Annotated in this window: 20 protein-coding genes and 1 pseudogene; 3 read left to right on the forward strand and 18 right to left on the reverse strand. The window is 71.3% G+C overall.

The genetic code is table 11. The features are described from left to right. Positions 1-89: 89 nt before the first annotated feature. Genes ACIA77_RS19425 through ACIA77_RS19440 form a run of 4 tightly spaced genes read right to left on the reverse strand, consistent with a single transcriptional unit; the run spans position 90 to position 4,303 of the window. Positions 90-857 (reverse strand): 3-oxoacyl-ACP reductase, encoded by a 768-nt coding sequence (locus ACIA77_RS19425; RefSeq protein ID WP_395887274.1) that lies wholly within the window; start codon positions 855-857, stop codon positions 90-92. 5 nt (positions 858-862) lie between these two features. Next, positions 863-2,230 carry an aldehyde dehydrogenase family protein gene (locus ACIA77_RS19430; protein WP_395887275.1) on the reverse strand — a complete coding sequence of 456 codons (1,368 nt, stop codon included), beginning with the start codon at positions 2,228-2,230 and terminating at the stop codon, positions 863-865. Beyond that, on the reverse strand, positions 2,227-2,955 hold the full coding sequence (locus ACIA77_RS19435; protein WP_395887276.1) for a gamma-glutamyl-gamma-aminobutyrate hydrolase family protein: 729 nt from the start codon (positions 2,953-2,955) through the stop codon (positions 2,227-2,229). The genes ACIA77_RS19430 and ACIA77_RS19435 overlap by 4 nt, the downstream gene beginning before the upstream one ends. Then, entirely contained in the window at positions 2,936-4,303 is a 1,368-nt protein-coding gene (locus tag ACIA77_RS19440) for a glutamine synthetase family protein (RefSeq protein WP_395887277.1), read from the reverse strand. The genes ACIA77_RS19435 and ACIA77_RS19440 overlap by 20 nt, the downstream gene beginning before the upstream one ends. 212 nt (positions 4,304-4,515) lie before the next feature. Here ACIA77_RS19440 and ACIA77_RS19445 point away from each other — a divergent pair, with 212 nt between their 5' ends. Beyond that, a complete protein-coding gene (locus ACIA77_RS19445) occupies positions 4,516-5,037 on the forward strand; it encodes a general stress protein (protein WP_395887278.1) in 522 nt (173 codons plus the stop codon). 321 nt (positions 5,038-5,358) lie between these two features. Here ACIA77_RS19445 and ACIA77_RS19450 read toward each other — a convergent pair whose 3' ends face one another. The 3 genes and pseudogenes from ACIA77_RS19450 to ACIA77_RS19460 all read right to left on the reverse strand — a co-directional run. Then, entirely contained in the window at positions 5,359-6,624 is a 1,266-nt protein-coding gene (locus ACIA77_RS19450; protein ID WP_395887279.1) for an HAAS signaling domain-containing protein, read from the reverse strand. Beyond that, complete coding sequence (locus ACIA77_RS19455; RefSeq protein WP_204090794.1) at positions 6,621-6,944, reverse strand: PadR family transcriptional regulator; 324 nt, start codon at positions 6,942-6,944, stop codon at positions 6,621-6,623. Before ACIA77_RS19455 ends, ACIA77_RS19450 begins: the two co-directional genes overlap by 4 nt. A gap of 123 nt (positions 6,945-7,067) precedes the next feature. Further along, a pseudogene (locus ACIA77_RS19460) lies at positions 7,068-7,706 on the reverse strand (alpha/beta fold hydrolase); the annotation flags it as partial. Between the two features lie 17 nt (positions 7,707-7,723). Here ACIA77_RS19460 and ACIA77_RS19465 point away from each other — a divergent pair. After that, the gene (locus tag ACIA77_RS19465; protein WP_395887280.1) at positions 7,724-8,164 is read left to right on the forward strand and encodes a TetR family transcriptional regulator C-terminal domain-containing protein; all 441 of its coding nucleotides are present in this window, start codon (positions 7,724-7,726) and stop codon (positions 8,162-8,164) included. Between the two features lie 4 nt (positions 8,165-8,168). On the opposite strand, the gene ACIA77_RS19470 is transcribed toward ACIA77_RS19465, so the two are convergent. The 11 genes from ACIA77_RS19470 to rsmD form a co-directional block, all read right to left on the reverse strand. Beyond that, positions 8,169-9,365 (reverse strand): MAB_1171c family putative transporter, encoded by a 1,197-nt coding sequence (locus tag ACIA77_RS19470; RefSeq protein WP_395887281.1) that lies wholly within the window; start codon positions 9,363-9,365, stop codon positions 8,169-8,171. Beyond that, positions 9,362-9,907, reverse strand: coding sequence for a hypothetical protein (locus ACIA77_RS19475; RefSeq protein ID WP_395887282.1), 546 nt, complete (start codon positions 9,905-9,907; stop codon positions 9,362-9,364). Before ACIA77_RS19475 ends, ACIA77_RS19470 begins: the two co-directional genes overlap by 4 nt. Before the next feature lie 3 nt (positions 9,908-9,910). Further along, entirely contained in the window at positions 9,911-10,342 is a 432-nt protein-coding gene (locus tag ACIA77_RS19480) for an XRE family transcriptional regulator (RefSeq protein ID WP_395887283.1), read from the reverse strand. A 51-nt stretch (positions 10,343-10,393) separates the two neighbouring features. Beyond that, entirely contained in the window at positions 10,394-11,257 is an 864-nt protein-coding gene (mutM, locus tag ACIA77_RS19485; protein ID WP_395887284.1) for a bifunctional DNA-formamidopyrimidine glycosylase/DNA-(apurinic or apyrimidinic site) lyase, read from the reverse strand. Positions 11,258-11,305: 48 nt separating this feature from the next. Then, positions 11,306-12,067, reverse strand: a complete 762-nt coding sequence (rnc, locus tag ACIA77_RS19490; RefSeq protein WP_395887285.1) for a ribonuclease III — start codon at positions 12,065-12,067, stop codon at positions 11,306-11,308. A gap of 14 nt (positions 12,068-12,081) precedes the next feature. Continuing rightward, the gene (gene rpmF, locus ACIA77_RS19495) at positions 12,082-12,264 is read right to left on the reverse strand and encodes a 50S ribosomal protein L32 (protein ID WP_204090800.1); all 183 of its coding nucleotides are present in this window, start codon (positions 12,262-12,264) and stop codon (positions 12,082-12,084) included. A gap of 75 nt (positions 12,265-12,339) precedes the next feature. Next, positions 12,340-12,957 carry a YceD family protein gene (locus ACIA77_RS19500; RefSeq protein WP_395887286.1) on the reverse strand — a complete coding sequence of 206 codons (618 nt, stop codon included), beginning with the start codon at positions 12,955-12,957 and terminating at the stop codon, positions 12,340-12,342. A gap of 113 nt (positions 12,958-13,070) precedes the next feature. Then, positions 13,071-13,802 (reverse strand): DivIVA domain-containing protein, encoded by a 732-nt coding sequence (locus ACIA77_RS19505; protein ID WP_395887338.1) that lies wholly within the window; start codon positions 13,800-13,802, stop codon positions 13,071-13,073. A 170-nt stretch (positions 13,803-13,972) separates the two neighbouring features. Continuing rightward, positions 13,973-14,683, reverse strand: a complete 711-nt coding sequence (locus ACIA77_RS19510) for a ribonuclease domain-containing protein (protein ID WP_395887287.1) — start codon at positions 14,681-14,683, stop codon at positions 13,973-13,975. Positions 14,684-14,816: 133 nt separating this feature from the next. Beyond that, on the reverse strand, positions 14,817-15,299 hold the full coding sequence (coaD, locus tag ACIA77_RS19515; protein WP_395887288.1) for a pantetheine-phosphate adenylyltransferase: 483 nt from the start codon (positions 15,297-15,299) through the stop codon (positions 14,817-14,819). Between the two features lie 52 nt (positions 15,300-15,351). Further along, on the reverse strand, positions 15,352-15,918 hold the full coding sequence (gene rsmD / locus ACIA77_RS19520; RefSeq protein ID WP_395887289.1) for a 16S rRNA (guanine(966)-N(2))-methyltransferase RsmD: 567 nt from the start codon (positions 15,916-15,918) through the stop codon (positions 15,352-15,354). 123 nt (positions 15,919-16,041) lie between these two features. On the opposite strand from rsmD, the gene ACIA77_RS19525 reads away from it, so the two are divergent. Then, positions 16,042-18,165, forward strand: coding sequence for a HelD family protein (locus ACIA77_RS19525; RefSeq protein WP_395887290.1), 2,124 nt, complete (start codon positions 16,042-16,044; stop codon positions 18,163-18,165). The last annotated feature ends 29 nt before the right edge of the window (positions 18,166-18,194 follow it).

Genomic DNA, 18,194 nt, shown 5'->3' on the forward strand with positions numbered 1-18,194 from the left:
GGCGAGCCTCAGCGGACCCGCCGGCGCGAAGGGTGCTCGCCACCGGAACAGGCGGACGGTCAACCCGTCCCGGTGCCGTCGTCGCACGGCTACAGAGGAGTGACGTACGCGCCCGAGATGCCACCGTCCACGAGGAACTGCGACGCCGTGATGAAGCTGGCGTCGTCGCTCGCCAGGAAGGCGACCGCGGCCGCGATCTCCTCCGGCTCGGCGAAGCGGCCGAGCGGCACGTGGACGAGCCGCCGCGCCGCGCGTTCCGGGTCCTTCGCGAACAGTTCCTTGAGCAGGGGCGTGTTGACGGGTCCCGGGCACAGCGCGTTGACGCGGATGTTCTCCCGCGCGAACTGCACCCCCAGCTCGCGGCTCATCGCGAGCACGCCACCCTTCGACGCGGTGTACGAGATCTGCGACGTCGCCGCGCCCATGACCGCGACGAACGACGCGGTGTTGATGATCGAGCCGCGGCCCTGGCGCTGCATGTGCGGCAGCGCGGCCTTGCAGCACAGGTACACCGAGGTCAGGTTCACGCGCTGCACGCGGTCCCACGCCTCGAAATCGGTGGTGAGGATCGAGTCGTCCTCGGGCGGCGAGATGCCGGCGTTGTTGAACGCGACGTCGACCGAACCGTAGGTGTCCACGGCCGTCCGGAACAGGGCCTCGACCTGCTCGGGGTCGGTCACGTCCGCCGATACGAACAGGCCGCCGACCTCGTCGGCCGCCGCCTTCCCGGCGTCGGGCGAGACGTCGCCGATCACGACCTTCGCGCCCTCGCTCGCCAGCCGGCGCGCCGACGCGAGGCCGATGCCGCTGGCCCCGCCCGTGATCACGGCGACGCGGCCCTCGAAACGCTGCACCATCTGGATCATTCCTCCGTGCTCAGGAAAACGTTCTTGGTCTCGGTGAAGGCCGCCGGCGCGTCGGGGCCCAGCTCACGGCCGAGGCCGGACTGCTTGAACCCGCCGAACGGCGTCCAGTAGCGCACCGAGGAGTGCGAGTTGACCGAGAGGTTGCCGGCCTCGACCCCGCGCGCGACGCGGAACGCCCGGCCGGCGTCGCGGGTCCAGATCGACCCGGAGAGGCCGTAGTCGGTGTGGTTGGCCATGCGGATCGCGTCGGCCTCGTCGGTGAACGGGACGACGGCCACGACCGGGCCGAAGATCTCGTCGGCGGCCAGCGGATCGGCCAGGCCCGGCGGCGTGACGACGGTGGGCGCGAACCAGTAGCCGGGCCCGTCGGGCGCGCTGCCGCGGAACGCCACGGGGGTGTCGCCCGTGACGTACGAGGAGACCTTCGCGTGGTGGGCCGCGGAGATGAGCGGGCCCATCTCGGTGGCTTCGGCGCCGGGATCGCCGACCACCACGCCCTTCACGGCGGGCTCCAGCAGCTCCATGAACCGCTCGTGCACGCTGCGCTGCACGAGGATCAGCGACCGGGCGCAGCAGTCCTGGCCGGCGTTGTCGAACACGCCATACGGCGCGGTCGCGGCGGCCTTCTCGAGGTCGGCGTCGGCGAACACCAGGTTGGCGTTCTTGCCGCCGAGCTCCAGCGTCACGCGCTTCACCTGCGCCGCGCAGCCGGCCATGATCCGCTTGCCGACCTCGGTCGAGCCCGTGAACACGACCTTGCGGACCAGCGGGTGGTCCACGAACCGCTGCCCCACGACCGCGCCCTTGCCGGGCAGGACCTGGAACACGTCCTCGGGGATCCCCGCTTCCCGCGCGAGCTCCGCGAGCCGCAGGGCCGTGAGCGGCGTCAGCTCGGCGGGCTTGAGGACCACGGTGTTGCCGGCCGCCAGCGCGGGCGCGAACCCCCAGCCGGCGATCGGCATCGGGAAGTTCCACGGCACGATCACGCCCACCACGCCGAGCGGCTCGTGGAAGGTCACGTTCAGCCCGCCCGGCACCGGGATCTGCTGGCCGATCAGGCGTTCCGGCGCCGCGGAGTAGTAGTTCAGGACGTCGCGGACGTTGCCGGCTTCCCAGCGCGCGTTGCCGATCGTGTGGCCGGAGTTGGTGACCTCGAGCCGGGCGAGGTTCTCGACGTCCGCCTCGACGGCGTCGGCGAAGCGGCGCAGCAGCCGCGCGCGGTCGCCGGGTGCCACGGCTCGCCACGCTCCGAATGCCGCGTGGGCCCGCGCGATCGCCGCGTCGGTCTCTTCGGCGCTCGTGAGCGCGACCGTCCGCACCACCTCCTCGGTGGCGGGGTTGATCACGTCGACCGTGCTCGTCACTGGTGCTCCTTCGCTGCTTCGACGAGGGCCCGGAACAGGCGGACGTCCTCGATGTCCTGCTCGGGGTGCCACTGCACACCGAGCACGAACCCGGCACCGGGCAGCTCCGCGGCCTCGACGGTGCCGTCGGGCGCGTGCCCGGACGCGACCAGCCCCGCGCCGAGCCGGTCGATGGCCTGGTGGTGGTAGCACTGGCCCTTCGTCTCGGGCCCGAGCAGCTGGGCCGCGCGCGTGCCGTCGACCAGGGTGATGCTGCTGGTGCCGAACGTCGCGGGCGCCGGCTGGTGCGCCGTGTCGCGGAGTGAATCGGGCAGGTGCTGCGTGAGCGTGCCGCCGAGGGCCACGCTGATCACCTGCAGCCCCCGGCACACGCCGAGCACCGGTTTGCCGGCTTCCCTGGCCGCGGCGAACACGCCGAACTCGAAGGCGTCGCGGTCCGCGCGCGTGTACGTGGCGGCATGCGCCTCGGCGCCGTAGCGGTGCGGTTCGACGTCGGCGCCACCGGTGAGCACGAGCCCGTCGACGCGGTCGACGAGGCTCGCGTACGCGTCGGTGACCGGCGGCAGCAGCACCGGGATCCCGCCGGCGGCGACCACGCAGTCCGCGTAGCCGCGGTGCAGCAGCGTCGCCGGCGTGTCCCAGGCGAGGAACTTCGCCTGCTCGACGTAGGTGCTCAACCCGATGACGGGCCGGCTGCCGGGTGGCTCAGAGGCGTTCGAAGCCACGGATCAGCTCCCAGTCGGTCACGGCCTTCTCGAACGCGTCGCGCTCCACGCGGGCCGCGTTCAGGTAGTGGTCGACCACTTCGTCGCCGAACGCCTCGCGCGCGAGGCGGCTGTCCGCCAGGACGTCGGCGGCTTCACCCAAAGTGGTGGGCACGGTCGGCTTGTCGGAGGTGTACGCGTTGCCGGTGAACTCCGGCTCCAGCGGCAGGTCGTTCTCGACGCCGTGCAGGCCGGCGGCGATCAGCGCGGCGACGGCGAGGTACGGGTTCACGTCGCCGCCCGGCACGCGGTTCTCCACGCGCAGCGAATCGCCGTGGCCGACCACGCGCAGCGCGCACGTGCGGTTGTCCGTGCCCCACGCGACGGCCGTGGGCGCGAAACTGCCGCGCACGAACCGCTTGTAGGAGTTGATGTTCGGCGCGAAGAAGTAAGTCAGCTCGCGCAGCGCGGCCAGCTGCCCGGCGAGGAAGTGCTGCATCAGCTTCGAGAAGCCGTGGTCACCGTCGCCGGGGAGCACCGCCTTGCCGTCGGTGGCGCGAAGGCTGAGGTGGATGTGGCAGGAGTTGCCCTCGCGTTCGTTGTACTTCGCCATGAACGTGAGGCTCTTGCCCTCCTGCGCCGCGATCTCCTTGGCGCCGTTCTTGTAGACGCTGTGGTTGTCGCACGTGGTGAGCGCCTCGGCGTAGCGGAAGGCGATCTCCTGCTGGCCGGGGTTGCACTCGCCCTTGGCCGATTCGGGGTAGAGGCCGGCGCCGGCCATCTCGTTGCGGATGCGGCGCAGCAGCGGCTCGATGCGGGCGGTGCCGAGCATCGAGTAGTCCACGTTGTACTGGTTGGCGGGCTTGAGGTCCCGGTAGCGCTTGTCCCACGCGGCTTCGTAGCTGTCGTCGAAGACGATGAACTCGAGTTCGGTGCCGACGAACGCCTGGAGGTCACGTTCGGCGAGCCGCTCGAGCTGGCGGCGCAGGATCTGCCGCGGCGACACCGTGACGGGCCCGCCGCCGTCCACCCGCTCCACGTCGGCGAGCACCAGCGCGGTGCCCTCGTGCCACGGCAGCCGGCGCAGGGTCGTCAGGTCGGGGCGCAGCACGAAGTCGCCGTAGCCGGCCTCCCACGAGGAGATCGCGTAACCGTCCACGGTGTTCATGTCGACGTCGACGGCGAGCAGGTAGTTGCAAGCCTCGGTGGCGTGGCCGACCACCTCTTCGAGGAAGTACTCCGCCGAGCAGCGTTTGCCCTGCAACCGGCCCTGCATGTCGGTGATCGCGACGAGCACCGTGTCGATCGAACCCGCCTCGACCTGCTCCCGGAGCGCGTCGAGCGTGAGCAACCCTCGCCTGCCTGCCATCGCACCGCCCAAAGGTTTGGCTGGGATCCTTTGCGGGTTCTTCCTACCTGCCCTGGGCTCGCGCGGTCAATCCAGCCAAAGGTATTTTTCTGAACCTTTGCGTTAACGCCGCGTATGTCCGGGTTGCCCGGCTGAGAAGAATCTGTGAATCGTGGGGTTGCGGGACCAAACCGGCCAGGACGAACGTTGGACTGGCAAGAGAGGTGAGAGGGATGACAGAAGCATTCACGCAGAGCAGGTTCAGCCAGCAGCAGGCGCGGCCGCAGTTCCCGACCCCGCCCACGGGCTGGCCGATCGGCTCCTACGACTCCTACGAGCAGGCTCAGGCCGCCGTCGACCACCTCGCGAGCACGGACTTCCCCATCGCCGACGTCACCATCGTCGGTGTCCAGCCGATGCTCGTGGAGCGCATCGCGGGCCGCATGAGCTGGGGCAAGATGCTCTCCAGCGCCGCCATGTCGGGCGCCGTGTTCGGCCTGTTCCTCGGCCTGGTGCTCAGCCTGCTCAACCCCGGCGCGGGCCTGCTGTCGATCGTGATCGGCCTCGTCGCCGGTGTCGCCTTCAACCTGCTGTTCGGCGCACTGGGCTACGCGGCCAACCGCAACAAGCGCGGTTTCGTCTCGCAGAGCCAGCTCGTCGCCCAGCGCTACGACGTGCTCTCGCAGCCCCGCAACGCGGAGAAGGGCCGCGCCCTCCTCGCCGACCTCGCGGCGCGCTCGGCGTTCGGCCACTGACCGAGCACCTGACGACGTAGCTCCCGAAGCTCGGGCGCCTGGATCTCGAATCCGGGCGCCCGAGTTCATTTCGTGGCCACCCGGGTCCGGCGGGGACTACTCAGCGCTCCACGCCCGACAGGGCTCCAGCCGGCCGGCTCTTGCTCCCGCCGGTTCGGCTCGCCGAGCCTCGGGCGTCCCCGTACACAGCTTGTCGAGACCAGCCGATCTTCACCCGGCGGCCGTAGCCGGACAGCGCTTTCGATGTGCTCGCCGGTGTCCCTGACGCGCGGAGGAGACGGGGAAGCAGCCCCGACCTCTGCTCCCCCGCCCCGCGCGGCTCTACCTCGTGGGCGGAGCGGGACTGGACGTCGTCGGCTTCGCGGCGGAGCTCGAGTTCGACGGCGGAGCGGACGACGACGGAGTGGCCGGCGCGGACGACGTCGGCTTCGGGATGGCCGCCGCGAAGGGGACGCCGGTTTCTTCGTGGCAGTAGGCGCGGTAGCCGTTGTAGCCGTCGCGGTTGCCGCGGTCGTCCTGCGTGCCCTGGACGAGCTGCGGGCGCGGGAAGCGGTTGTCCTCGCCGACCCGGGACTGCGAGCCCGTGTCGGCTTCGCAGCCGTAGCGCGTGACGGTAAGCGGGCGGCCCTGGTCGTCATACAGGTAGATGTCCGTGAGCGGCTTGCCGGCAGCGTCGAACGCGTACACGTTCTGCAGCTCGCGGTCGCCGTAGCGCAGTTGCTGGTTGCCGTAGTTGTCGGTCGTCGGCGAGGAGTACGACGTGGTGTTCGCGTAGTACGACCGGTGCGTGATCAGGTCGATCGCCGCGCCGAAGCCGCCGAACGCGCCGCCGATCACGAACGCCGACACCGGCACCGCGACCCACAGCAGCCGCCGGTCGGTGCGCGCCTTCGGGCCGGCCCAGACCACCGCGACCGCCGCCGCGATGAGGAACGGCAGCAGCAGCGCCGCGTACGTGTGCCGCACCATCAACAGCAACCCGAACGCGAGCAGCACCACCGCGCACACGATCCACCACGCCGGCTTCAGCGAACGCAGGTACGCCATCGCCTTGTCGTCCTCGCGCTCGGCGCGCCAAGACCGCACCGACTCGCGCACCCGCACCACCTCGGGCAGCTCCAGCACCGCGGAAACCCCGCGGCGCAACAGGAACACGAGGCTCAGCGCGAACACCGGCACCAGGATCAGCAGTCCCAGCAACGCATCCGGGTCGAGCTGCACCGCGGCCGTGAACGCGAACAGCGCGAGCCCCAGCGCGCAGAACACCAAGCCCCACAAGGCAAACCGCGCGCCGAACAACCCCGGCTTCTTCTCCGGCGCCAGCACGACCGTCGCCGCCTCCCCCGACGAAGGCGGCGCCGGGTAACCCCCGGACGCCCGCAGCTCGGCCGCGTAGCTCTCCGGCGTGCCGAGCCGTTCGATCAGAGCCTCGACCCGCGCGTCGGCCCCCAGCTCGGACTCCATCTCGGCCAGGTGCGGCCGGACGTCCTCCAGGATCTCCTCGATCTCCCCCGCGGGCAGATCGGCGAGCGCGGTGCGGACCCTCGCCAGGTACACCCGCACGGCGGTGGGCTTCTCCGTACTCATGCTGCCTCTCCCAGTAACACGTTCATCGTCGACGCGAAGCTGTGCCACGTCTTCCCCGACTCGGCGAGCCGCGCCCGCCCCGGCTCGTTAAGGCTGTAGTACTTGCGGTGCGGTCCCTCTTCGCTGGGCACCACGTACGACGTCAGCAGGCCGGCTTTGAACAGCCGCCGCAACGTGCCGTACACGGAAGCGTCCCCGACTTCCTCCAGGCCCGCGACGCGAAGTCTTCGGAGCACGTCGTAGCCGTACCCGTCCTCTTCGCGCAGCACGGCCAGCACCGCCAGGTCCAGCACTCCCTTGAGCAGCTGACTGATCTCCACGGCACCCTCCAGTCTTGCGCTTGGAACGGTACCACGCATTGCGCAGTAGTGTGCACGGCGGACGGCCATTCGGTGCAATCCGGTGGCGCCGGACGCCCGGCGGTGCCCGGCGTCGCGCGGCGATCAGGCGAAGAACGCGGTGAGTTCCCGCACGAGTCCGTCCGGCCGTTCCTCGGCGAGGTAGTGGCCCGCACCCGCGAACTCCACGAAGCGCGCGTCGGCCGCTTTCCCTTGCAGCAGAAGGGGAACGAACGGGTAGTAGATCCCGCCGAGCCCCAGCAGCGGCATGGTGAGCACGCGGTACTCCGCCGCGTCGGCGATGTCCTGACCGAACGCCTGGTACCAGCCGTTCGAGGCCCGGATCGCCTCGGGTGTGTCGTACGCGGCGGCGTAGACCGCACGCGCCTGTTCGTCGATCGCCGCGGGGTCGGTGGCCTGGTAGTCGATCAGCCAGTCGACCAGCACCCGGTACCGGCCTTCGAGCAACCGCTCGGGCAACCCGTCGAGCTGGTTGAACGCGAACCACCACGGCGCCGTCGGCCGGCCTTCCTGCGGCAGCACGCGCAGGTCGTGGAACGGTTCGGCGGGGTGGCCCACCTCCCAGAGCGCGACCCTGCGCGTCGCTTCGGGGTGGTTCGCGGCGAAGCTATACGCGACCATCGACCCGATGTCCTCACCGGCGACGTCGACCTGTGCGTAGCCGAGCGCTCGGACGAGTTCGTAGACGTCGCGCGCCATGGTCTTCTTGTCGTAGCCGCCGGGGGGGGCCGGACTCGCCCATGCCGCGCAGGTCCACTGCGATCACGCGGTGGCGCCGAGCGAGCAAGGCCCGCACGCTCGCGCCCACCCTGCTGGCCGGCGGCCCCGTGCTGCCGCGGATCCGCGCCGTGCTGCTCGGCTGGATCGAGCTGGCCGCGGAGCAGGACGAGCCGCGCGGTTGCCTGATCGCCAACACCGCCGGCGAGCTGCTGCCACGGGATCGTGAAGTGGCGGACGCCGTGCGCGAAGTGCTGTCCGTCGTCGAGGACGGGTTCCTGCAGGGGTTGCGGGCGGCGGCCCGCACCGGCGAGGTGCCCGACAGCCTGGACCTGCCCGCGTGCGCCGCGATGCTCACGATGCTGCTGGAAGGGCTGCAGGTGCTCATGAAGGCCGATCCCGACCCCCGGCGCTTCGTGCGGGCCGTCGACACCGCGCTCGCGTCCATCGCGGCGCGAGCCTGATCCGTCAGGCGAACACGCCCAGCTCGCCGTGGGTTTCCCGGCGCACGGCGGCGACCACGGCCGAGTGCCGCCACGCCCGCGTGACCTCGACGAGCCACGCGGCTTCCGCGCGGACGTCCGCGGGGACCGCCCCGGCGGACGGTGCGTCCGCGTCGTCAGGCTGGTAGCGGTGGCCCGCGTCGCGCGCGACGAGAGCCGCGGCGAGGGTGGCGGCGTCGACGGTTGCGGCGACCGACCGGGCGGGGACGCCGGACCGCCGGGCGCGGTCCGCCACGCGCCCGGGCAGGCCCGGGTCGAAATACGGCCGCAGGGCGAGGTGCCCGTCGCGGATTTCGATGACGCGGCGGTAGAGCGCGAACTCCGCGCCGCCCGCGAGGCCGCGCGCCGGGTCGAACGCGATGCCCGGCACGGCCTCGCGCAGGACCGTCCACAATGGCTCGATCCGGCGGTAGGCCCGGTACGCCCGCAGCCAGCGCAGGGGCGCCGCCAGCAACGGTCCCCACACCGACAGCGTCGAGCCCGCCACCGCGAGCACCACGCACGCGGCCCCGAGCGCCGCGGCCGGCAGGTCCTCCGTCGCCTCGACGCCGCCGGTGGACAGGAGCGACGCGACGTCGTCGAGGTCCCACAGCGTCCACGCGACCGCGGCCACCACACCCGCGAAGATCAGCCACAGCCCGGTGCGCAGCGAACCCGCCCGGGCGCGCACCGCGAACCGCGCGAAGAACACCGCGACCAGCACCAGGCTCAGCACGCCGTACGCGATGAACACCAGCTCGTACGCGACGAAGAACGGCCGCCCCGCCGCCGGGACCACCGTGTCCTCCCCGGACCGGCGCGGCCGGGCGAGCACGAACAGCACGACCTCGGTCGCGATCACGCCCCACGACAGCACCGCGTGCCGGCCCAGCCGAGCGGCCGCGCCGAAGCGCATCGAGCGCGTGAACGCGACCGTGAAGCCGATCGCGCCGAACTTGGCGAGGTCACCGGCCAGCGGCGAGTAGTCCGCGTACCAGCGCTCGTCGCCGGCGAGCGCGTCCATGGCCGGCATGCCCTCGGCGATGCCGAACGCGATGCAGATGCCGAACCCGGCGAGGTACCACAGCGTCCGGGCCGGCTGATCGCGCCCGGCCTCCAGCAGCTTCACCCCGAAGCCGGCGAACCCGAGCACGCAGGCCAGGTACGCCAGCGTCTCGATCACGGGTTCCGCCGGCGGGAGCGGCCGCCGAACATGTCGTCCACGCGCGCCATGCCGCCGTCGGGCTCGGCGGGCCGCGGCGCCTGCGCCCGCGCCACGCGCTGCGCGATGAGCGACGCGACGAGCTCGGCCTCCTGCTCCTCCACGGCGCTGTACGTGGTGCGCCCGAGCACGCGGCGGACGAGCTCCGGCGAGAGGTTCGGCATCAGCGCCCGGCTCACGGCGGCGTCGATGGCCGCGCCGTCGGCACCGGCGTCGGAGCCGACGTGCCCGCACAGCAGGTGCCCCACCTCGTGCAGCAGGATGTGGCGCCGGTGCAGGGCCGTGGTGTTCGTGGGGTACAGGATGTAGTCGGCTCGCGCGGTGCTCATCAGCAGACCGCACGGCCCGCCGGACGGTGCGTTCACCGGCATCAGCTCGATGGGCCGGCCGCGGTCGGCGGCGATGCCCGCCACGAACACCTCGGCGTCGAACGGCTCGGGCAGGACCGGTGCCCCGGCCAGGCGGCGGCACCGCCGCCACAGCTCGCGCCGCCGGTCCGCCACGGGTCAGTCCTCCCTCTTCACGCCGCTCTTGGCGGCCTCCCTCCGCGCGATCGCGTCGATCATGTCGCTGATCGTGTCGAGCCCGTCGGGCGAGAGCGTGACCGCGCGCAGCGCCACGTCGCGGACGCCCGCGTCGCGCAGCGCACCGAGCAGGGCCAGCTCCTCGGCGATCTTCGCGCTCTGCCCGTCGTCGAAGAAGTATGCCGGAGGAACGCCGAAGAACTGCGCGAGCGCTTCGAGATGACGCTTCGTGGGATTGTCGCGACGGCCGGTGCGCAGCTGCCAGAGGTACGTGGTCGAGAAGCTCTCGCCCGTGGCCTCACGGCACGCGCGGGCGACCTCCTCGTGGCTGTACTGCTCGCGGTCGGGCCGTCGCACCACGTGGAACAGCTGGTCGATCTTGTCGGCGAGCGACGACTCGCCCGGCTCCGTCATGCGTCTCCTCTTCCGCCGCGTTCATCCTAGTTGACCGCCTCCGGAGAAGCATCAACGCGAGCTGCGGGGCCGGGGCTGGCACTTCGGGCACGAATAGGACGAGCGGTTCATGAACGGTTCCCGCCGGATCGCGGTCCCGCACCGGCGGCACGGTAGTCCCTCTTGGCCGTACGCGTCGAGGGATCGGGAAAAGTAGCCGGATTGGCCGTTCACGTTGACGTACAAGGCGTCGAACGACGTGCCGCCCACCTCGAGCGCGGCCGTCATCACGTCGCCGGCCGCGGCCAGCAGCGCCCGGCCCTGCGCGGCGGTGAGCTTCTCGGTGAGCCGCGTGCCGTGCAACTTGGTGCGCCACAAGGCTTCGTCGGCGTAGATGTTGCCGACGCCGGACACGAGCGTCTGGTCGAGCAGCGCGCGCTTCACCTCGGTCCGGCGCGACCGCAACGCCTTCACAGCGGCGTCGGGGTCGAACCGCGCGTCCATCGGATCGCGGGCGATGTGCGCGATGGTGCCGGGCAGCAGGTCGCCTTCGACGTCGAGCAGGTCGTCGAGCGCGAGGCCGCCGAACGTGCGCTGGTCCACGAACCTCAGCTCGGGCCCGTCGTCGTCGAAGCGGACGCGCACGCGCAAGTGCTTCTCGTCGGGCGTGCCTTCGGGCTGCACCAGCATCTGGCCGCTCATGCCGAGGTGCGCGAGCACAGCCTCACCGTGCGAGAGCTCGAGCCACAGGTACTTGCCGCGCCGGCGCGCCCCGGCGATCTCGACGCCGGCGAGCCGGCCGGTGAAGTCCTCGGCGCCGAGGGTGTGCCGGCGGATCGCGCGCGGGTGCAGGACCTCGACCTTGCTGACGGTGCGACCGGCGACGTGCGCTTCGAGACCGGCGCGGACGACCTCGACCTCGGGAAGTTCGGGCATGCCGTCCATTCTGCCCGCGCGGTACGACAATCCGGACCGCGGCGGGCGTCAGCCTTCGGACTTGGCGTCGCCCGAACCGCCGGAGCCGTCACCCAGCTCTTCGGACAGGGCGCGCCACGCCGTCTCGGCGGCCTTCTGCTCGGCTTCCTTCTTCGTGGTGCCGGAGCCGCGGCCCAGGTCCCGCCCCGCGACGAGCACCGTGGCGGTGAACTCCTTGCGGTGGTCCGGACCGGTGTCCTCCACGCGGTATTCGGGCACGCCGAGGCCCGCGGACGCGGTGAGCTCCTGCAGGCTGGTCTTCCAGTCGAGGCCCGCACCCCGCAGGGGCGCCTCGGCCAGCAGGCCGTCGAAGAGGTGGTGCACGAGCTTGCGCGCGACCTCGATGCCGTGGGCGAGGTAGGTCGCACCGATCACGGCCTCGAGACCGTCGGCGAGGATGCTCGCCTTGTCCCGGCCGCCGGTGAGCTCTTCGCCCTTGCCCAGCAGCAGGTGCGCCCCGAGCCCGCCTTCGCCGAGCCCGCGGGCGACGCCCGCCAGCGCGTGCATGTTGACGACGCTGGCGCGCAGCTTCGCGAGCTGGCCCTCCGGCAGATCGGGGTGCGTGGTGTACAGGTGGTCCGTGACGACCAGGCCGAGCACTGCGTCGCCGAGGAACTCCAGCCGCTCGTTGGGCGGGAGCCCACCGTTCTCGTACGCGTACGAGCGGTGGGTCAGCGAAAGCCGAAGGAGCTCGGGGTCGAACTCGACCCCGAGCGCCTCGAGCAGTTCTGTGGGATCGGCCGCGGGTCCCCCGGCGGACTTACCCCCCATGATCGGCTGCCCGATCAGGCGGGCTCGACGACCTGGCGGCCGTTGTGCTGGCCGCACGTCGGGCACGCAACGTGCTGGAGCTTCGGCTGGCGGCAGGCGCGGTTGGAGCAGGGCACCAGCTGAACCGGAGCCGCCTTCCACTGGCTGCGGCGGGCGCGCGTGTTGGATCGCGACATCTTCCGCTTCGGGACGGCCACGAGTAGATCTCCTTCAAACTGTCTGCTCGCGGTCGCGAGCCGAACTGACTTCTCCCGGATCGAGCTGGACGCTCGTCAGGCTTGCTCTCCGGAGCCGTGCGCAGGCTTTTCGCCCGCGTTCTCGTCGAATCGCTCGACCAGCGCGGCCCACCGAGGGTCTATCTTCTCATGCCCGTGTCCGGGCTCGAGATCGGCCCACTTGACACCGCATTCGGTGCACAGCCCGGCGCAGTCCTCCTGGCAGAGCGGCACCAGCGGGAGGGCCAGGACCACGGCGTCGCGGACGATCGGCTCGAGGTCGATGCGGTCGTCGACGAGCCGCGGGATCTCGTCCTCCTCCGTGGTCTCCTCGGTGGCGGAGCCGGGGTAGGCGAACAGCTCGGTGAGCTCGACCTCGACGTCCTCGGTCAGCGGGTCGAGGCAGCGCGAGCACGTGCCGGTGGCCGTGGCGCTCGCGGTACCGCTGACCAGCACGCCTTCGACCACGGATTCGAGGAGCAGGTCGAGCTCGATCGTGGAGCCGGCCTCGATGGCGATCACGTCGGGCACACCGAGCGCGGCTTCGACCGGCACGGTGCGGTGCACCTCGCGGCTCAGGCCGGCGTGGCGGCCGAGCTCACGGGTGTCGACGACCCACGGGCTCTTGTCGTCGAGCTGCGCGGGGCGGGTGTTCGGGGCGGGGTTCTCGGACATCGCTCACCAGGGTACGCAGGGTGCGCCACCTCTTTCGAGCTGGTGCCGAGCGTCACTCCCGCCGGTGGACCCCCGCCGGGTGCCGGCCACCGCCGCCGGGGAGAACTCCCAGGTCAGACCTGGTAGTCGTACAGCGTCGAGCGTCCGCCGCCGCTACCCCCGAGGTTCATCGGGGACCGCAGGTGGTTGCGGCCGGAGTCGACGGTGCGCAGGGTCGTCGCCAGCAGCTCCGAGAACTCGGCCAGCTTGCCGTCCACGTACGCGTCGCAGTCGGCGCGCTGGCGGTCGGCCTCGGTGTGGGCCTCGTCGACGATGCGCGCGGACTCGGCGTGGGCGGCCTGGACGACCTCGGTCTGCGAGACGAGCCGGGCCTGCTCGGCGCGGGCGTCCTCGATGGCGCGTTCGTAGGCGTCGCGGCCGGCCTGGATCATGCGCTCGGACTCGGCGCGCGAGCGGTCGGTGAGGTTCTGGTACTCGGCCTGCCCGGCGGCGACCATGCGCTCGGCTTCGTTGTGGGCGTCGCCCATCATCTGCTCGGCGCGGGCGCGCGCGTCGGCGAGGATCCGCTCGGCCTCCGACGTCGCGTCGGTCACCGTGCGCTCGGCCTCCTCGTTGGCGCCGGCAACGGTTTCGCCCGCCTCCTTGCGGGCGGCGTGCAGCAGGTCGTCGCGCTTGTCGAGCACGTCCTGGGCGTCGTCGACCTCGCCGGGCAGCGCGTCGCGGACGTCGTCGAGCAATTCGAGGACGTCGCCGCGCGGGACGACGCAGCTGGACGTCATCGGCACCCCGCGGGCCTCTTCGACGATCGTGACGAGCTCGTCGAGCGCCTCGAAAACCCGGTACACGGCCACTCCCTCAAGCATTGATCCCCGTTCCCTACCGATCAGTCTGCCCGCTTCCCAGCCTGAACCGGTGAACGCGCGCCGGATTGGGCGTGTCCTCTCGCGAACACCTCATGACGCAGCGTGCCGCCCCACCCGGGCGGGGTGGAGCGGCACGGAACGGGCGAAGGTGCTCAGGAGTTGAGGTCGATCGCCTTGAAGGTGGCGTAGTGGTCCGGCGTGTAGGCCAGCTCGCCGCTCTTGCCCTTGATCACGCGGTCGTCGGTGCCCACCGGGAACAGCTGGTAGTAGCCGGAGGCGCAGGCCGGGAGAACGCCCTCGCGGTTCTCGTAGGTCTGGCCCGTCGCGCCGCTGCGCGCCTGGTTCACGACCGACTTCGCGGCCGAGGACAGGGACGAGTAGCCGATCTTGGCCAGGCCGGAGAGGTCACCGCAGGAGCTGGTGCCGCCACCGCCGCCGTCGACGTCGATGACCTTGAAGGTGGCGTAGTGGTCGCCGGTGTAGAAGTACTCGCCGCCCTCACCGGTGATGATCCGGCGCGTGCCGCGGTTGCTCGCGCCGGGCGTGGGCACCGTGTACTCGTGGTAGTAGCCGGATGAGCAGGAGGGCAGGATGCCTTCCCGGTTGTCGAAGACGACGCCGTCGTTCTTCGGGTACGGGAAGGGCCCGCCCTGCTGGATCAGGTTGTAGGTCGTGGTGGCTTCGGCGGGCAACGCGGACAGCGTCGTGTGCGAGAAGCCGGACAGGTTGCCGCAGGAGTTCTGCAGCACGGAAGCCCCAGCGGCCGGGACAGCGGGTGCCGCGACCGCGGCGGTGCCGAACCCGAGGAAACCGACCATCAGGGCGAACAGAACCGCGGTCAAGCGCGAACGGTGGTTGGCCATTTTCGGACCGTAACCCGATGGGGTGGTCCTGAGGCGGCCGCCAAGTGAACAGCTTTCAGCATCGGCCGAAGTCCCGACGATGGTCGCCACCCGTTCGGGCGAATGCGCCGATTGGACGTGCGGAAGCGGCCGGTCAGCCGTGGTGCGGGAAGACCTTCTTGAGGCGTTCGAACACGACTGGCGGCACGAGCCGCTCGACGTCGCCGCCCAGGGCCGCGACCTCCTTCACGAGCGAACTGGAGACGAAGCCGTAGGCCGGGTTGTTGGCCATCAGCAGCGTCTCGAGCCCGGTGAGCTCGCGGTTCATCTGCGCCATCTGGAGTTCGTAGTCGAAGTCGCTCACCGACCGCAGGCCCTTGGCGACGGCCGCGATGTCGTTGTCGCGGCAGTAGTCCACGAGCAGGCCCTGCCAGGAGTCGACGCGCACGTTGGGCAGCTTCGCGGTGATCTCGCGCAGCATCTCCATCCGTTCCTCGACGCTGAACAGGCCCTTCTTGTTCTTGTTCACCCCCACGGCGACCACGACTTCGTCGAAGAGGAGGGACGCCCGCTCGATGATGTCGAGGTGCCCGTTGGTGGCCGGATCGTAGGAACCGGGACAGACCGCACGCCGCATGGGCGGACGCTACCAAGCCACGACAGCCCGCGCGCGCTTCGTGACGACTGCGTCACACCTGTGATCGACGTGTGTACTCGGCCCAGTGCAGCGCGGTGTCGCCGTACTTCTTGTCCCGCGTCGGGGTGAACGCCGCCGGCCAGTCCGGTGCGCCGTCGCGAGCGGCCCGTTCGATCACCACGAGGGCCCCGTCGGTGAGCCAGCCGCCCTCGTCGAGCGCGGCCAGGACCTTGCCGAGACCGGCGGCGTCCACGGCGTACGGCGGGTCGGCCAGCACGAGGTCGAACGCGGCCGCCGCGGGCGCGGTCACCACGGCCTCGACGGGCGCGGCGCGCACGGTGCCGCCCAGGCCCAGCGCGCCGACGTTGCCGCGCAGCACGTCCGCGGCCTTGCGGTCGGCTTCGACGAACCACGCGTCGGCGGCACCGCGGGAGAGGGCTTCGAGACCGAGCGCGCCGGAGCCGGCGTAGAGGTCGAGCACGCGCACACCCTCGAGCTCGCCGGCCACGTCGAGGGCGTTGAACAGGGCTTCGCGCACCCGCTCCGACGTGGGCCGGGTGCCCTTCGGCGGCACTTTCAGCCGACGGCCGCCCGCCTTCCCCGCCACGATCCTCGTCACCCCGTCATCTTCGCCGACGTCCACGATGTGGCGTTGGGCAGGACTTGCTGAATCTCCCGCACACGGGCGCGTAGAGTCGTTCTTCGCCCTCCAGAGGCGGTCGAGCTGTTTAGGGAGAGTTTGGTGTCGGAACCCCGGGTGCGACAGGCGGAGATCGCCGTCGAACAGGCCCACGTGGATCGGGTCTACACCCGGCTCGCCGAGCTGCGCGAACAGGCCGAGGCGATGCGCACGAAGGGCTACGAGATCGGTCAGGGCGCGCAGCGCGAGGCCATCTTCGAGCAGGCGTCGATGCTGTTCGAACGCGACATGATGGTCTACCACGCGAACCAGACCCTGCAGACGCTCGACGCCGAGTACGAGGGCCTGGTCTTCGGCCGGCTCGACCACCTCGACCGCGAGCACATCTACGTCGGGCGCCTCGGCATCCGCGACAACGAGTTCGACAACCTCGTCACCGACTGGCGCGCCCCGGCGGCCGCGGCGTTCTACCAGGCCACGGCGGAAGAGCCGATGGACGTGGTGCGCCGCCGCGTGATCCGCTGCTCCGGGCAGACCGTGCTGGACGTCGACGACGACGTGCTGATCCCCGACGCCGTGCCCGAGGACATGCAGGTCGTCGGCGAGGGCGCGCTGATGGCCGCGCTGGGCCGCTCGCGCGGCGAGAAGATGCGCGACATCGTCGCCACGATCCAGAAGGAGCAGGACGAGGTCATCCGCGCGCCGTGGCGCGGGGTCACCGAGATCACCGGCGGGCCGGGTACCGGGAAGACGGCCGTCGCCCTGCACCGCGCGGCGTACCTGCTCTACCGCCACCGCCGTCAGCTCGGCGGTGCGGGAGTGCTCGTGATCGGCCCGTCGGGTGTGTTCACCACGTACATCTCGCGCGTGCTGCCGTCGATGGGCGAGACGAACGTGGAGCTGCGCGCGCTGGGCGAGGTGCTCGACGGGCTCGCGGCCACGCGCCAGGACAACTCCGAGCTGGCCGCGATCAAGGGATCGCTGCGGATGCGCAAGGTGCTGCTGCGCGCGCTGCGCGACACCCCGCCCGAGGCGCCGCAGGAGATGAAGATCGTCTACCGCGGCGAAGTGCTGAAGCTCTCGGCGCGTGAGCTGGAGAAGGTGCGCCGCAAGGCTCACACACAGGGCGCGCCGCCGAACCGGGCGCGCGTGCGCGCCGCCGAGCTGCTGCTGGCGGCGCTCGCCGACAAGGCCGAGGAGTACGCGAAGGCGGACGGCAAGGAGTTCGACCGCGCGGAGCTGATCACCGATCTCGGCGAGCGCATCGAGTTCCACCGCTTCCTCGTGGTGTGGTGGCCGGTCCTCTACCCCGCGCAGATCCTCAAGTGGCTCGGCACCGAGAAGCGGCTCGCCGCCGCGTCGAAGGGCATCCTCAACCGCCACGAGATCACCGCGCTCGCCGCCGACTTCGCCGACCGCTCGCGCGGCTGGACCGTCGCCGATGTGGCCCTGCTGGACGAGCTGCGCGTGCTCGTCGGCCCGGAGCCCAAACGGCGCCGGCGCCAGCAGGTGATCGAGGCCGCCCCGGAGCGCGGCAGCACCGGCGGCGCCCCGCACCGGCCCGAGCACTACGACGAGTACTCGCACGTCGTCGTCGACGAATCGCAAGACCTCTCCCCGATGCAGTGGCGCATGGTCGGGCGCCGCGGCAAGTACGCGAGCTGGACCGTCGTCGGCGACCCGGTGCAGAGTTCGTGGCCGGATCCCGAAGAGGCCGCCGCCGCGCGCGACCAGGCCTTCGGCCCGAAGACGGCCAAGCGCCGCTACACGTTGCGCACCAACTACCGCAACTCCGCGGAGATCTTCGACCTCGCCGCGAAGGTCGTCGCCGGCCACGCCGAGCCCGGTGAGCTGCCCAAGGCGGTCCGGACCACCGGCATCGAACCCGAGGTGCGGCCGGTCGAAGCCGACGCGCTGGAAGGCGCGACGCAGGCCGCGGTGAAGGAGCTGCTCGGCGCCGTCGAGGGCACCGTGGGCGTGATCACGGCCATGGACCGCGTGCCGGAGGTCGGGGGCTGGTTCGCGGACCAGACCGACGAACGCCTCAAGATCGTCGGCAGCCTCGACTCCAAGGGCCTCGAGTACGACGCCGTCGTGCTGGTCGAACCCATGGACCTCGTCACGGAGTCCTCCACCGGACGGCGCGTGCTGTACGTCGCGCTGACCCGGGCGACGCAGCAGCTGATCGTGCTCGCGTCCGATCCGGACTGGATCCCGCAGAGCTGACCCGCTCACACCGGCGACGCGCCGGGAAG

Source organism: Amycolatopsis sp. NPDC051903 (assembly GCF_044452505.1).
GTDB lineage: Bacteria > Actinomycetota > Actinomycetes > Mycobacteriales > Pseudonocardiaceae > Amycolatopsis.